This window comes from Antarcticibacterium sp. 1MA-6-2 (assembly GCF_021535135.1).
In the GTDB taxonomy this organism is placed as follows: domain Bacteria; phylum Bacteroidota; class Bacteroidia; order Flavobacteriales; family Flavobacteriaceae; genus Gillisia.
On the sequence record NZ_CP091036.1, the window covers coordinates 3,545,737 to 3,559,926 of the forward strand.

The following is a 14,190-nucleotide window of genomic DNA, read 5'->3' on the forward strand; positions in this document are numbered from 1 at the left end:
TGATCTTATTAAACCGGAATATATTGACTATGCCCGGGCTAATGCATCCATTGGAATTAACGGGACAGTACTAACAAACGTCAATGCCAATTCCCTAATTCTCACGCCTCATTATATCGAAAAAGTGAAAGCCCTGGCCGGGGTATTCAGGCCCTACGGTATTAAAGTCTACTTAACTGCTCGCTTTTCTTCGCCTATTGAGTCGGGAGATCTTGAAACTGCCGACCCTCTGGACCCGGAAGTAAGGAAATGGTGGAAAAAGAAAGCAGAGGAAATTTATGCTGAAATACCTGATTTTGGCGGATTCCTGGTAAAAGCAAATTCTGAAGGTCAACCCGGTCCTAATAACTATGGCAGATCTCATGTTGATGGAGCCAATATGCTGGCTGAAGCTGTTGCCCCTCACAATGGGATCGTGATGTGGCGTGCATTCGTATATTCTCAACACGATCCTGAAGACAGGGCTAAACAGGCTTATTCCGAATTTGTTCCTTTTGATGGAAAGTTTCACGACAATGTGCTGGTACAGGTCAAAAACGGGCCAATAGATTTTCAGCCACGGGAGCCTTTTCATCCTATGTTTGGTGCAATGCCAGATACTCCTCTTATGATGGAATTTCAAATTACCCAGGAATATCTTGGGTTTAGTTCCCACCTGGTGTATTTACCTGCCATGTTTAAAGAGGTTCTGGATGAAGATACTTTTGTAAATGGAGAAGGATCAACCGTGTCGAAAGTGGTTGACGGGACCTTGTCAAATAAAAAATTAACGGGAATTGCGGGAGTTGCCAATATTGGAACTGCAAAAAACTGGACAGGCCATCCTTTTGGGCAAGCTAACTGGTATGGTTTCGGTCGACTTGCCTGGGATCCTTATCTGGATTCTGAAGAGATTGCGAAAGAATGGTTACAAATGACCTTTTCTAATGAAGAAAAATTTGTGGAGGAGGTTAGCGAGATGATGATGGCTTCCCGGGAAGCAGTGGTAAATTATATGACCCCGTTGGGGCTTCACCATATAATGGATACGGGGCATCATTACGGCCCCGGCCCCTGGATTGACAATTTAGGTCGTCCTGAATGGAATCCTGTTTATTATCACAGGGCAGACTCTTTGGGAGTAGGTTTTGATCGCACGGCTACGGGGAGTAAAGCACTTTCACAGTATGCTGCTCCTATTGTGGAAAAATATAATTCCGTTGAAACCACTCCGGAAAAATACCTGCTTTGGTTCCATCACCTGCCCTGGGATTACCAAATGGGAAACGGTAATACCTTGTGGTATAATATGGCAGCAAAATACCAGGAGGGTGTGGAAGATGTAGAGGAGATGGTGAAGACCTGGAATTCCATGAAGGAGTATGTGGATGACCAAAGCTTTGAAAAGACTCAAATGCTGCTGCAAATTCAATTAAAAGAAGCGAAATGGTGGCGTAATGCAGTACTTCTGTACTTTCAGCAGTTTTCGGGCATGGAGTTACCCGATTTCATTCCTGAACCTGAACACGATCTAGAATATTATCAATCGCTGGAATTTCCTTATGCCCCTGGCATTAGTCCTTCCTGGCATTAAAAACAAATATGAATAATAACTTAACAGCAATAGTTACTGGCGCCAATGCTGGTCTGGGCTTTGCAACCGCAAAGAAATTCTGTGACAACGGAATTAAAACTTTTGTAAATGGCAGAAATAAGGAGAAGACATTGGAAGCTTGTGAAGAGCTTGGACCCAATGCTCAACCTTTTATCCTCGATCTCAACAATCTTGATGAAATACAAGCAGCAGTCGCAAATGTGACGGAGGAAGCGGGAAAAATTGATATCCTGGTGAACAATGCCGGGATCAATATGAAAAAGGAGTTTCTTGAAGTCACCAATGAAGAATTCCAATCTATACTTCATACTAATGTACTGGCACTTTTTGCTATAAGCAGGGAAGTCGCCAAAGTGATGAAGAAAAATAATTCGGGGAGTATTATTAACATCAGTTCTATGGCTGCTCAATATGGGATTCCAAAAGTAATTGCTTACTCGGCCAGTAAAACGGCAATAGACGGGATGACCCGTGCCATGGCTGTAGATCTTGCTCAATTTGGAATTAGGGTAAACGCTGTCGCCCCTGGATTTATTAAAACGAATATGTCCAGTAAAGCGCTGGATAATGATCCTGAACGTAAGAATAAGGTGCTGTCCAGAACACCTATGGGCAGGTTAGGGGAACCATCAGATGTGGCAGATGCAGTTTACTACTTCGCAACTTCAGAATCAAAATTCACCACTGGTACTGTACTACGGGTTGATGGTGGAAACTCAATAGGTTTTTAAGATGTACAAAATGACTCAAACCATGCGGTGGTACGGTCCTAACGACGTGCTCACGCTAAAGGAATTAAAACAAGCTAAGCATCACTGGTATTGTTACTGCCCTGCATGAAATTCCCGTTGGGGAAGTCTGGACTGAAAAGGCAATTTTGGAGAGGAAAAAAGAAATAGAAGATTCCGGTTTAAACTGGAGTGTGATCGAGAGCCTGCTTAGGTGCATGAGGATATAAAAAAAAGAGCCGGAAATTATGAAGAGTACATTGCCAATTACAAGTTAAGCCTCCAAAACATTGGAAAATCCGGGATTAATGTAGTGGCATATAATTTTATGCCTATCCTTGATTGGGTGCGCACAGAGCACCATTTTGAGAATAAGGAGGGAGCTACTGTATTGCGATATGACCCCGTTACCTTCGCTTTTTTTGACCTTTTTTTACTTAAGAGGAAAAACGTAGAGAATGATTATTCCCCGGAGGCAATTGCCCAGGCAAAAGAGTTGGGGGAAAAACTATCTTCAGAAGAAAAAGAGCAGCTATTTAAAAATATACTGTTGGGCCTTCCCGGGAGTAAAGAAAATTTTACCCCGGAAATTATAAAAGAGCAGCTGGAAACATATCAACACATTAATGACGAAAAATTGCGGGAGAATTTAGTTTCTTTCCTTTCAGAAGTTGCTCCTGTAGCGGCCGAAAATGGGGTGCAACTGGCAATCCATCCCGATGATCCACCTTTTTCAGTACTGGGATTGCCACGGGTGGTGAGTAAGCAGAAGGATCTGGAATACATTTTTCAGAATGTTGATATAACGGCAAATGGACTTTGCTATTGTACAGGCTCTTTGGGAGCAAACCCCGAAAACGATCTACTGGAGATCTTCGACAAATTCAGTGACAGAATTCATTTTTTGCATCTGCGGAATGTGAGGAAGGAAGCTTCAGGCGTCTTTATGGAATCAGACCATCTCGACGGTGACGTTCCAATGGCTGAAGTAATGAAGAAAATTTTAAAATTACAGCAGGAAAAACAAAAAAGCCTACCAATGCGGCCCGATCATGGTTACCTGCACTCCCTGGAAAATGATAAGAAATACTATGCTTAGGTTATTCCTTCATTGGAAGATTAAAAGGACTGGCTGAATTGCGGGGACTGGAACTTGGAATACTGGAAAACCTGAAGTGAAATATATGGAACCATTGCAACTTATTAAAAAATCTGCTTATCTACTGCTGCCTATTTTGCTTTTCACAGCTTGTAAAAATCAATCGGAAAAAGATGAACAGGATCCTATAGCTCAGGAGAAACAGCAGGAAAAGGGACTGAAAGATTATTTTTCAGAATATTTTCCCATGGGGGTAGCAGTTGCACCGCGAACTGTTGAAGGAAAATCTGCCGAACTTATTATGGCTGAATTTAACAGCATTACTCCTGAAAATGTGATGAAAATGGGACCCATTCATCCTGAAAAAGATAGATTCTTTTGGGAGGATGCTGATAAGATTGCTGCTTTTGCAGAAGATAATGGTCTCAAAATGCGGGGACATGCTTTGGTATGGCACCAGCAAACCGGGGGATGGATATTTGAAGACGAAAATGGGAATGATGTAGACAGAGAAGAATTACTGAAAAGGATGAAAACTCATATAGACTCTGTAGTGGGACGTTATAAAGGAATTATTTATGCCTGGGATGTGGTGAACGAAGCAATCTCTGACAATCCTGATGAGTTGCTTCGTAAATCAAAATGGCTGGAGATCATTGGAGAAGATTTTATTGCAAAAGCTTTTGAATATGCACGTGCAGCTGATCCTGATGCCAGGATTTTTTATAACGACTATAACGCCATTATTCCCGAAAAAAGAGATAGAATCTATAAAATGCTGAAGAACCTGGTTGATAATGATGTACCTATTGACGGAGTTGGAATTCAGGGCCACTGGTCTATTCACGGACCCTCTGAAGAGGAACTGCGAAAAGCTATGGAAATGTATTCCTCTTTAGGGCTGTATGTACAGATCACGGAACTGGATGTTTCACTATACCCCTGGGAAAAGGAACAACGGGAATTAACAGTTGAGGATAATGATGACTTTACTCCCGAGCTTGAACAGCGTCAGGTAGAGGCGTATAAAATGTTTTTTGAAGTTTTTAGGGATTACAAAGATGGGTTGACGGGAGTGACCTTCTGGAACTTGTCCGATCAATATTCCTGGCTGGATCATTATCCAGTGGAAGGCAGAAAAAATTATCCGCTTTTGTTTGATGAGAATATGCAGCGAAAGAAGGTGTATTATGAAGTCATAAATTTCGGGAATGAAGAAAATGTCGAAGAAGAATAGTTAAAATAACAGGATGACAGCCCAATTTAAATACACGATAATCCTTTTTATGTTCCTGTCGGTTTTAGGAATGAACTCCGGGCTTTATGCACAGGAATCTTACATTACTACTTCTGAAGAAACAGGATATTTCCCGCTGGTCTCTGTAAATGGAACTGCAGCTATTTACATTGATCAGGATGATTTTAAAGGGGTTCATCGTGTAGCTGAAGATCTTCAAAAAGATATTGAAAGGGTAACCGGGAAGCTACCCGAACTTAAAACAGTTGCTGAGGTATCTACAGGGATGCTTATTATTGTTGGAACACTGGGGAAAAGCAAATTAATTGATGAGCTTGTAAAAACCAGGAAGATCGGTGTATCAGAAATAGAAGGAAAATGGGAAACTTTTGCTATTCAGGTAGTAGAAAATCCATTTCCTGGAGTGAAACAAGCGTTTGTGATCGTGGGTAGTGATAAACGGGGTACTATTTTTGGGATGTATGACGTTTCCAGAGAAATTGGAGTCTCCCCCTGGTACTACTGGGCAGATGTTCCCCCAAATAAATCTGATGTTCTTTATGTCCAGCCAGGGTTACATACAAAAGGTACTCCAAAAGTAAAATACCGGGGGATATTTATTAATGACGAAGCTCCGGCACTCGCGGGGTGGGCAACAGAAAACTTCGGTGGTTTCAACAGTAAATTTTACGAACATGTTTTTGAATTGATACTGCGCATGCAGGGAAATTACCTGTGGCTAACCATGTGGGGAAGAGCTTTTTACGATGATGATCCCCGCAATCCTGAACTCGCAAATGAGTACGGAGTAGTTATTGGGACTTCTCACCATGAGCCTCTAATGCGGGCACACGACGAGTGGCGGCGATTTGGTGAAGGGGATTGGAATTATAATACAAATCCAAAAAATCTTCAGGAATTCTGGAGAGGTGGAATTGAAAGAATGGGAGACTACGAAAGTGTGGTGACTGTAGGCATGCGTGGTGATGGCGATGAACCTATGAGTGAAGGCACTGCCATTGAATTACTCGAAAAAATAGTTAATGACCAGCGGCAAATTATTTCGGAAGTAACCGGAAAGCTGAGCAGAGGAGACTCCTCAGGTTTGGGCATTATATAAAGAAGTACAGGATTATTATGACCAGGGAATGCGGGTTCCCGATGATGTAACTTTGCTTTTGGCAGATGATAACTGGGGAAATATTCGAAAGCTACCAAATCCTGAGGAAGCTTCCCGGAAAGGTGGGTATGGTATATACTATCATTTTGATTATGTAGGAGGTCCAAGAAATTATAAATGGCTCAACACCACTCAAATTTCCAGAGTTTGGGAGCAAATGAACCTGGCATATAAATTTGGAGCAGACAAGCTGTGGATAGTAAATGTGGGAGATATTAAACCTATGGAATATCCCACAAGTTTCTTCCTGGATTTTGCCTGGGATCCTGAAAAAATAGGAGCAGGAGACCTGAAAGAATATACTCAAAACTGGGCTGCCCGGCAATTAGGTAAAGAATTTTCTAAAGAAATAGCAGATATTCTTTTAACATATACGAAGTATAACAGCCGTAGAAAACCCGAATTGATTAGTCCCGGGACGTACAGCCTTTCTAATTTTAATGAAGCTGAGAGAGTTGTAAAAGAGTATAACGAGCTGGTAGAAAAAGCTGAAGCGATCTATAGACAGATTCAGAAAAAATATAGAGACGCCTATTTCCAACTGGTCCTGTTCCCGGTAAAGGCATCTGCGAACCTTAATGAGTTGTATGTATCTGCAGCAAAGAATAAATTGTATGCAGCGCAGGGGAGAGCCGCAGCAAATATATATGCCGCGAAAACGAAAGAACTTTTTGAAAAGGACGCGGAACTTACCAACCAGTACCACACTGAATTAGCTTAGCGGAAAATGGAATCACATGATGTCTCAAACTCACATTGGTTATACTTACTGGCAACAGCCAGACCAGAATAACATGCCGGAGGTTGGCGAGATTCCGCTTCAGGAAAATGCTGAAATGGGAGTAGGAGTCCAGGGTTTGGAAAGCGTGGTTACGGGGAATGGTTCTACCACAACTCTTCCCGCGTTTGATCCATTTAACGATCAGGAGTTTTACATAGAAATTTTTAATAAGGGGCAGAAGCCTTTTGAGCATCATATTCAGAAAAAACCATCCTGGTTAGAACTTTCCGAAGAAAAGGGTACTATAGAGGATCAAAAGAGACTTAAGGTGCAGGTGAATTGGGGGAAAGCGCCAAAAGGAAGTAGTACCTGTTCTTTTCAGGTCAATGGAACCTATAAGCAAGTTACAATTAAAGTTCCCGTTCAAAATTTTAATAAAGGGAAAATTCAGGGTTTTGTAGAAAGCAATGGGTTTATATCGATGGAAGCTGATAATTTTTCAGAAAACGTACAGGTAGATGGAAAAGGATGGCAACTTATTCCAAATCTTGGAAGAACAGGCGCTGCAATGACTTCTTTTCCTCATGAGCCTACCCAACAGGAAGTATCTAAAGATAATCCTTACCTGGCGTATGATTTTTACAGCTTTACTCAGGGAAAGGCTGAGGTGGAGTTTTATTTATCCCCCACAATTGATTTCAGAAATCAGGGGGGGCTGGAGTTTGCTTATTCTGTTGATGACGGAGCGCCTCAGGTAATTAATATGCAAGGGCAAACTAAGGATAATTGGGATACTTCAGTAGCGAATAATGTTACAAAAGTAAGTGTTACAGTTAATTTCAACCCAGGAAATCACACCCTAAAGGTATGGGCAATAGAAACGGGTATTGTGCTTCAAAAAATAGTTATTATAACCGGAGAAAAGAAAAATTCCTATTTAGGCCCCCCGGAAAGTGCGAAAGTGAAATAGAAAAAATCAGATCTTAAACTTATTTGACAATCCTGATCTTGGAATCAATGGAAAATGTGGAGAGGTACTTCGAGAAGTTTAGTATGATTTAGGGTTACTGTACTTCTTTTACTTTTGAAATCCTGCAAGACTTATTAAATTCAAAGAATTAAACTTTGTAAGTATAGATCTTATTCTGGGACCACAACTATTAAATTGTATAAAGAGAAATAAAAAATGAATTATAGAAAATTAGGAAAGACAGGATTCGAAATTTCAGAAATCTCACTTGGCACCTGGCAAATTGGAGGAAAATGGGGATCAGGTTTTAGCGATAAAATTGCTGAAAAAACCATACATACTGCAATAGACAAGGGAATTAATTTTATAGATACTGCAGATGTTTATGAAAACGGATTAAGTGAGGCTGCAGTTGGAAGAGTGGTTAAGTCGAGATCAGAGAAAATTTATGTTGCTACCAAATGTGGACGTAAAATATCTCCTCATGAGACTGAAGGCTATACACCACAGATTCTAACCAAATTTGTAGAAGACAGTTTGAAAAATACTTAGTTTGGAGAGACTGGATCTTATCCAGCTTCATTGTCCTCCAACCGATGTTTATTACCTACCTGAAATTTTTGAAACTTTTGACCGCCTTCAACAGCAGGGAAAGATTGACAAATTTGGGGTAAGTGTTGAAAAAGTGGAAGAGGCTTTGAAAGCAATTGAATATGATATTGTAGATACTGTTCAAATTATTTTCAATCTTTTCAGGCAACGACCGTCAGAACTTTTCTTTCAGCAGGCAAGAGAGAAGAATATTGGAATTATTGCGCGTGTTCCTCTTGCCAGCGGTTTATTGACCGGGAAGTTCGATACGAATGCGAGCTTTGATAAAGAAGATCATCGTAATTTTAATCGCAATGGGGAAGCTTTTGATAAAGGGGAAACCTTTTCAGGTCTTGATTTTGATCATGGTTTGAGAGCTGTAGAGGAGCTTAAAAAATTATTTCCTGAAGTTCAAAACTTAGCTCCTATTGCTTTACAGTGGATTTTAAAATATCCTGAAGTAAGCTGTACTATTCCCGGTGCATCCAAAGAAGAGCAATTGCTCTCTAATTTATCTATCTATGATTTGCCTGAGCTTAGCAACAAAAAAGTGCAGGAGATGAATGAAATCTATGTAAATTTTTTAAAGGAAGAAGTTCACCAGAAATGGTAGGAAGAAGTAGATTTCTAAAGGCACAGTTTTAGACTTATGCTCTTAATAAATAGAGAAGCTATATCTCTAAATTTTTCAATTAAAAAAGAAAGCCCCCAATAAGCTCAAACTTTTTGGGGGCATTTATGTTTAGAAAGCTTCTTACTTCTTTGATTCGGCAATAGATACTTTACGAAACTCTTTTAGCAACTTTTCTAATTCCAAAGAAGATTTTCTTGCCCGGGTTCCTGCGCTTTTGTTGCCATCTTCTAATTGAGCAGTAGCTTCTGTTTGGAAAGATTCAAAGGTTGTCTGGATATTTTCAACAATTTTTTTCATGATTTGGGTTTTAAAGTTAAGTAGGCTAAAATAGCAGAATATAATTGGTCTGCCTTAAAATTTAGAGTTTATTATGTTTCTGGATCTTCTTTAAAGGCCAGATTTAATAGCTTCTCTGCCTCAGGTATGGAAAAATACAATGAGTAGAGTTAATACTTGATTCCCGTAAATAAAGAATGAATGGTTATAACTAATTCTAGTGCTTTATAAATTAAAATTGAATTAATTTTTTAAAAAAATTTTGTTTTACAAAGTGACAGGTTGGTTAAATAGTGACCTCACCACTACAAGGAATAAGGTCTTGATTGTAAATAATTGATTAATAGAATATCAATTACTAAGAACATATTGAACAGATACTAATTCTACCTTCTCAATAAGAGCAATATCTAGTGAAGATTCCATGTCATATATCAGGGTACAGGTGGAATTAGCGCCAATTTCATAGCAAGGGGATGTGGTATATCGGGAATAGCTGGCTGAAGTTTCAAGTCCATCTGTAATTAACGTCAAAACAGGTACGCCCTGAACTGGATAATTATTTTGATTTTGAAGTTCTATTTCAAATTGTAACCTGCTCGTATTATTACCTGTATCTGGAGTGAATACAAAGGATATTACCTCGTAAGAAAAATTTTCCATGGCAGCAATTTCCTGTATCTCTTCTACCTCAGGTGACGGAGCATCACAAGGAATGTCCTGTGTTTTTTCCGGAAAATGAACAGATCCCAAAGGCCCATTTACAGTGTGTTCATATTGGACAATAACGGTTTTCATGCAGTCATCATCAGAGGAACATCCATTTAGCAAAGTTGAACAAAAAAATAAGAGAGCAAGAGTTTGAAATTTTGTCATTATAGAGAATTGAGGTCTTTTATTGCGGAACCAAAATAGCTAAAAATCCGGATTTATAATTAGCAACTGTAAAAATAGGAATAAAGGTTTTCAGGTTCTACCGGGACAAAATTCTGTGTCTCTAGTCCAGTTTGCAAGAGAGGATTCATGCGCTTTTTGCTCATCGGCCTGGGGAAAGTCTGTGTTTAATTGTGCAGGTTAGAGATATTTTCCCGAAAGCCACAACCTCAAACCCTGTAATGTGAATACTGTCTTAGAGGTGCAATTAATGGGAAGAAGATCTTTAATAGGTTGAATAACAGTGAATAAAATATTTTTAGAAAAAATTTTTAATATCTCCCGAAAAAAATTCTGAATATTTTTTTGCGTATATAGATACGGCAGTTTACTTTAGCATTTTATTTAGAATTAGTCTAAATATAAGCGGAATGAGCAAAAGCAAATCAGGGTATACAATTAAGAAATTTGTTAGACAGGCACATTTATACCTGGGCTTGGCCAGCGGTCTTGTTATTTTTATTGTCGCTATTACCGGATGTTTGTGGGCATTTCAGGAAGAAATTACTGCTCTCACTTATGATCTGCCGGAAGTTCAAAGCCAGGATACAGCAGTCATTTTGCCCACTGAAGCCAAAAGTATAGCAAAAAGCATTTATCCTGATAAACATGTTCACGGTACCCTTTACGAAGAAGAGACTGATCCAGTAAAAGTAATTTTTTACGAACCTGAACCTGAATTTTATCGTACAGTTTATTTACAACCGTACACAGGAGAAGTGATGAAGGTAGAGAACAACCTTACTGCTTTTTTCCTATAGTTCTTGGAGGTCATCGATATCTTTGGTTGCCAAAACCAATAGGAGAACAAATCGTGGCGTGGAGTACAGTAATTTTTGCTATTATGCTTATCACGGGAATTGTCCTGTGGTGGCCTAAAAATAAAAAAAGCAGGAAACAACGCTTCTCTTTCGACTGGAAGAATTCTACAAAGTGGAAGAGAAAAAATTATGATCTTCATTCCGTGGCGGGGTTTTACATAAGCTTTTTGGCAGTCATTATTGTGTTCACAGGTCTTATTATGGCCTTTGAGTGGTTCAATGGAGTAACCTATAAAACTTTGGGTGGTGAAAAGGAGGTGTTGTGGAGAGTGCCGGAGAATCCTTCCGGTTCTGTTACCGAATATGCTGAAACTGCACCAATGGACAGGCTCTATTTTCAGCTTAAGGAAAAATACCCACAGGCAAAAGATCTGGAATTTCATTATCCTTATACGAGTTCAGAAAGTATTTACGTAGAAGTGGGTTATACAGAAGGTGTATATTATAATGCTGATTATCGCTTCTATGATCAAAATACCCTTGAGGAAGTAGCTTCACCAACCATCTACGGTGCTTACGAAGAAGCAGGATTTTCAGAGAAGGTGATGCGTATGAACTATGACATCCACGTAGGAGCTATAGGAGGACTACCGGGAAAAATACTGGCATTTTTTGCAAGTCTTATTTGCGCCAGTTTACCTGTAACTGGTTTTATAATCTGGTATGGCCGAAACTTTAAGAGCAAATCCAAAGCTTCAGCCCGGCCCGTGAAGAAAAGAAAACTGGCTACTGCATAACTTCATAGTAGTATTAAGTCAATTTTCCCATAAATCGCTGATACACTTAAATTAACACATTGCGTCTGCTTTTTTATTTATAATAATTATAAATAAGCTTTTTTATTTTGTTCTTCTATTCTACATTTGCAGCTCTATTTATATTTAATCTAAATAAATTATATCCTCATTATGATCAGGAAGCTTTTCTTCTTATGCTTATTTACACTGGCCACGACTATTGGCTTTAGTCAATCAAATGGAAATTTAACAGGAACCATTATTACAACCACCGGAGAACCGCTCGCGGATGTAAATATTAATATTAAGGGTACCACAATAGGTACTGAAACTACCAGAGATGGAAGGTTTAATTTATATGGCATTCCGGAAGGTGCATATCAACTCACAGTATCATATGTAGGTTACCAGACGAAAGAAGTGGCAGTTGCAGTTACTCCCGGCAAAACCATTTCCCTGCCTGCAATTGTTCTTAATCCTAACAATGAAAATCTTGGAGAGGTAGTTGTACGGGCTAATGGAAACATTAATAATTTTACCCGGGGGAAGAGTGAATTTGTAGCTAAACTTCCTCTAAAGGATATTGAAAATCCACAGGTTTATAACAATATTACAGCTGAATTACTGGAAGAGCAGGTTGTTACTTCCTTTGATGATGCTATAAAAAATGCTCCCGGAATTTCTAAATTATGGGAGTCAACAGGACGCGGAAATGATGGAGCAGGATATTTTTCCTTAAGAGGTTTTCCTGTACAACCTACTCTGGTAAATGGCTTACCCGGCCTTACAAACGGTAGCCCCGATCCTGCTAATATTGATAGAATTGAAGTTATTAAAGGACCTTCAGGAACCCTTTATGGCAGTAGTCTTATCTCTTATGGCGGACTTATAAACATTGCAACGAAAAAACCTTATGAATACTTTGGAGGAAACGTCTCTTACACTATGGGAAGTTTTGGACTTAATCGGGTTACTGCCGATGTAAATACACCATTGGATGAAGCAGGGAAGGTTGCCTTACGAGTAAATACTGCTTATCACAGGCAGAACAGCTTCCAGGATCTGGGTTTCCGGGAATCTTTCTTTATAGCACCTGCTCTATCTTATAAAGTGAATAACAGGCTATCATTCTTCATTAATACAGAAATTTTTGAAGGCGAAACTACTAATCCTACTATGCTTTTTGTGGATCGTGGGGCGCCGTTAAGAGCAACTAATATTGAGGAGTTGGGTTATGATCCTAACCGTTCCTATACCAGCAACGACCTCACTCTTAGAAATCCCAATTTTAGCTTACAGGGACAAATGAACTACAAAATGGGGAATGGCTGGACTTCGCAAACAGTATTCTCAAGAGGTGCTTCCCGGTCTTTAGGTTATTATTCTTATTTATATGAAACTACTCAATATTTACAGGGGAGGGAAGAGGTACCGGGAGAGATAACTAATCTGGATGAAGGATTAGTGTTCACCAGATATATGAATAAGCAGAATTCCTCAACCCTTTCAACCGATATTCAACAGAATTTTATTGGAGATTTTCAATTGGGCAATATGAGAAACCGGGTAGTGATAGGGCTGGATTATTTTAACCGTAAGGTTATAGATAACGGTTCAGGATATGTAAAAAATGGTGACGTATATATAGGAAATGCCAGTATTGAGAATATAAATGAAAGTGTCTTTGGCATTTATGATCCTTCACAATATATTTATAGTAATGACAGCGGCAGATTGTCGAGAGCAGCTTCAGACAATTTACTTGCAGGAACAGAACTTAATAACAATTCAACCAAAGAAGATGTCTATAGCGCTTACATTTCTAATGTTATCAATTTTACGCCTGCATTATCAGCTATGGCCAGTCTGCGTATAGATCAGTTCGAAAGTGAGAACAACAGCCAGACAGCTCTTTCTCCAAAATTTGGAATAGTATATCAGCCACTACTTGACAGGGTATCCCTTTTTGCAAACTATATGGATGGATTTAGTAATGTAGCAGCTCAACAGGGAGATCCTGCTCAGGGAGTAACAACAACGGTAACATTTGATCCTGAAAGAGCAAGACAGTTGGAAGTGGGAACAAAATTAAACCTGGTGCAGAATAAAGTTTCGGCCACTTTCAGTTATTACGATATTCAGGTTTCCAATATAGTTATGGAAGAAACCGGAAGGCCATTTTATTTTGTGCAGGACGGGGAACAGTATAGCCGCGGATTTGAAGCCAGTATTACAGCTACTCCTTTTGAAGGTTTTGATATCATTGCTGGTTACAGTCACAACGACAGTAAACTTACGGAATCTGACCAAACAGATTTCCTCGGAAGAAGACCAGAATCGGCAGGACCCGAAGATATGGCGAATATATGGGCCAGTTACAGGCTTACTTCTGGTAATATGCAAGGTTTGGGAATTGGTTTCGGCGGAAACTATGCCAGTGAAAACATGATCTTTAACAGGCAATTAGGTGGCGTTTTCACCTTACCTTCTTATACAGTGCTAAATGCAGCTCTCTTTTATTCCGTGAAAAAGTTCTCTGTAAATCTGAAGCTTAATAATCTTGCGAATAAAGAATATTACAATGGGTGGTCAACAATAAATCCCCAAACCCCACGAAATTTTGCAGCAAGCTTTACCTATAACTTTTAAATAATTTTGAGGCCATACCG

13 protein-coding genes and 1 pseudogene are annotated in these 14,190 nt (G+C 39.4%); 12 read left to right on the forward strand and 2 right to left on the reverse strand.

Annotated elements, in window-relative coordinates:
* The first annotated feature begins 22 nt into the window (after positions 1–22).
* The 9 genes and pseudogenes from LZ575_RS22810 (at position 23) to LZ575_RS18095 (ending at position 8,733) form a co-directional block, all read left to right on the forward strand.
* A complete protein-coding gene (locus LZ575_RS22810; RefSeq protein WP_255702971.1) occupies positions 23–1,573 on the forward strand; it encodes an alpha-glucuronidase in 1,551 nt (516 codons plus the stop codon).
* 8 nt (positions 1,574–1,581) lie between these two features.
* A complete protein-coding gene (locus LZ575_RS18070; protein ID WP_235326247.1) occupies positions 1,582–2,325 on the forward strand; it encodes an SDR family NAD(P)-dependent oxidoreductase in 744 nt (247 codons plus the stop codon).
* Positions 2,326–2,335: 10 nt separating this feature from the next.
* Positions 2,336–3,501, forward strand: a pseudogene (gene uxuA, locus LZ575_RS18075) (mannonate dehydratase).
* Positions 3,502–3,506: 5 nt separating this feature from the next.
* Positions 3,507–4,658 carry an endo-1,4-beta-xylanase gene (locus tag LZ575_RS18080; protein WP_235326249.1) on the forward strand — a complete coding sequence of 384 codons (1,152 nt, stop codon included), beginning with the start codon at positions 3,507–3,509 and terminating at the stop codon, positions 4,656–4,658.
* Between the two features lie 13 nt (positions 4,659–4,671).
* Positions 4,672–5,778, forward strand: coding sequence for a glycosyl hydrolase 115 family protein (locus LZ575_RS22815; protein ID WP_255702673.1), 1,107 nt, complete (start codon positions 4,672–4,674; stop codon positions 5,776–5,778).
* Positions 5,779–5,806: 28 nt separating this feature from the next.
* Positions 5,807–6,559, forward strand: a complete 753-nt coding sequence (locus LZ575_RS22820) for a glycosyl hydrolase 115 family protein (RefSeq protein ID WP_255702674.1) — start codon at positions 5,807–5,809, stop codon at positions 6,557–6,559.
* A gap of 16 nt (positions 6,560–6,575) precedes the next feature.
* Positions 6,576–7,529 carry a hypothetical protein gene (locus LZ575_RS18090; RefSeq protein ID WP_235326251.1) on the forward strand — a complete coding sequence of 318 codons (954 nt, stop codon included), beginning with the start codon at positions 6,576–6,578 and terminating at the stop codon, positions 7,527–7,529.
* A 216-nt stretch (positions 7,530–7,745) separates the two neighbouring features.
* Complete coding sequence (locus LZ575_RS22825) at positions 7,746–8,081, forward strand: aldo/keto reductase (RefSeq protein ID WP_255702675.1); 336 nt, start codon at positions 7,746–7,748, stop codon at positions 8,079–8,081.
* A 1-nt stretch (position 8,082) separates the two neighbouring features.
* Positions 8,083–8,733 (forward strand): aldo/keto reductase, encoded by a 651-nt coding sequence (locus LZ575_RS18095; protein ID WP_255702676.1) that lies wholly within the window; start codon positions 8,083–8,085, stop codon positions 8,731–8,733.
* A 141-nt stretch (positions 8,734–8,874) separates the two neighbouring features.
* Here the strand turns inward: LZ575_RS18095 and LZ575_RS18100 are convergent, their stop codons facing one another.
* Together LZ575_RS18100 and LZ575_RS18105 are read right to left on the reverse strand one after the other, a co-directional pair.
* On the reverse strand, positions 8,875–9,051 hold the full coding sequence (locus LZ575_RS18100) for a histone H1 (RefSeq protein WP_235326253.1): 177 nt from the start codon (positions 9,049–9,051) through the stop codon (positions 8,875–8,877).
* Between the two features lie 330 nt (positions 9,052–9,381).
* Positions 9,382–9,828, reverse strand: coding sequence for a hypothetical protein (locus tag LZ575_RS18105; protein WP_235326255.1), 447 nt, complete (start codon positions 9,826–9,828; stop codon positions 9,382–9,384).
* A 506-nt stretch (positions 9,829–10,334) separates the two neighbouring features.
* Here LZ575_RS18105 and LZ575_RS22830 point away from each other — a divergent pair.
* From LZ575_RS22830 to LZ575_RS18115, 3 genes are all read left to right on the forward strand, one after another.
* Positions 10,335–10,724 (forward strand): PepSY domain-containing protein, encoded by a 390-nt coding sequence (locus tag LZ575_RS22830; protein WP_255702677.1) that lies wholly within the window; start codon positions 10,335–10,337, stop codon positions 10,722–10,724.
* Positions 10,725–10,750: 26 nt separating this feature from the next.
* Entirely contained in the window at positions 10,751–11,521 is a 771-nt protein-coding gene (locus LZ575_RS22835; RefSeq protein ID WP_255702678.1) for a PepSY domain-containing protein, read from the forward strand.
* A 171-nt stretch (positions 11,522–11,692) separates the two neighbouring features.
* Entirely contained in the window at positions 11,693–14,170 is a 2,478-nt protein-coding gene (locus LZ575_RS18115) for a TonB-dependent receptor (RefSeq protein ID WP_235326257.1), read from the forward strand.
* The last annotated feature ends 20 nt before the right edge of the window (positions 14,171–14,190 follow it).

What these genes read in the sequence shown, in the direction of transcription:
- LZ575_RS18070 (WP_235326247.1), top strand. Translation starts at nt 1,582, where the DNA reads ATGAATAATAACTTAACAGCAATAGTTACTGGCGCCAATGCTGGTCTG.
- LZ575_RS22830 (WP_255702677.1), top strand. Translation starts at nt 10,335, where the DNA reads ATGAGCAAAAGCAAATCAGGGTATACAATTAAGAAATTTGTTAGACAG.
- LZ575_RS22825 (WP_255702675.1), top strand. Translation starts at nt 7,746, where the DNA reads ATGAATTATAGAAAATTAGGAAAGACAGGATTCGAAATTTCAGAAATC.
- LZ575_RS18090 (WP_235326251.1), top strand. Translation starts at nt 6,576, where the DNA reads ATGATGTCTCAAACTCACATTGGTTATACTTACTGGCAACAGCCAGAC.
- LZ575_RS18080 (WP_235326249.1), top strand. Translation starts at nt 3,507, where the DNA reads ATGGAACCATTGCAACTTATTAAAAAATCTGCTTATCTACTGCTGCCT.
- LZ575_RS18100 (WP_235326253.1), bottom strand. Translation starts at nt 9,051, where the DNA reads ATGAAAAAAATTGTTGAAAATATCCAGACAACCTTTGAATCTTTCCAA.
- LZ575_RS22820 (WP_255702674.1), top strand. Translation starts at nt 5,807, where the DNA reads ATGCGGGTTCCCGATGATGTAACTTTGCTTTTGGCAGATGATAACTGG.
- LZ575_RS18105 (WP_235326255.1), bottom strand. Translation starts at nt 9,828, where the DNA reads ATGAAAACCGTTATTGTCCAATATGAACACACTGTAAATGGGCCTTTG.
- LZ575_RS22815 (WP_255702673.1), top strand. Translation starts at nt 4,672, where the DNA reads ATGACAGCCCAATTTAAATACACGATAATCCTTTTTATGTTCCTGTCG.
- LZ575_RS18115 (WP_235326257.1), top strand. Translation starts at nt 11,693, where the DNA reads ATGATCAGGAAGCTTTTCTTCTTATGCTTATTTACACTGGCCACGACT.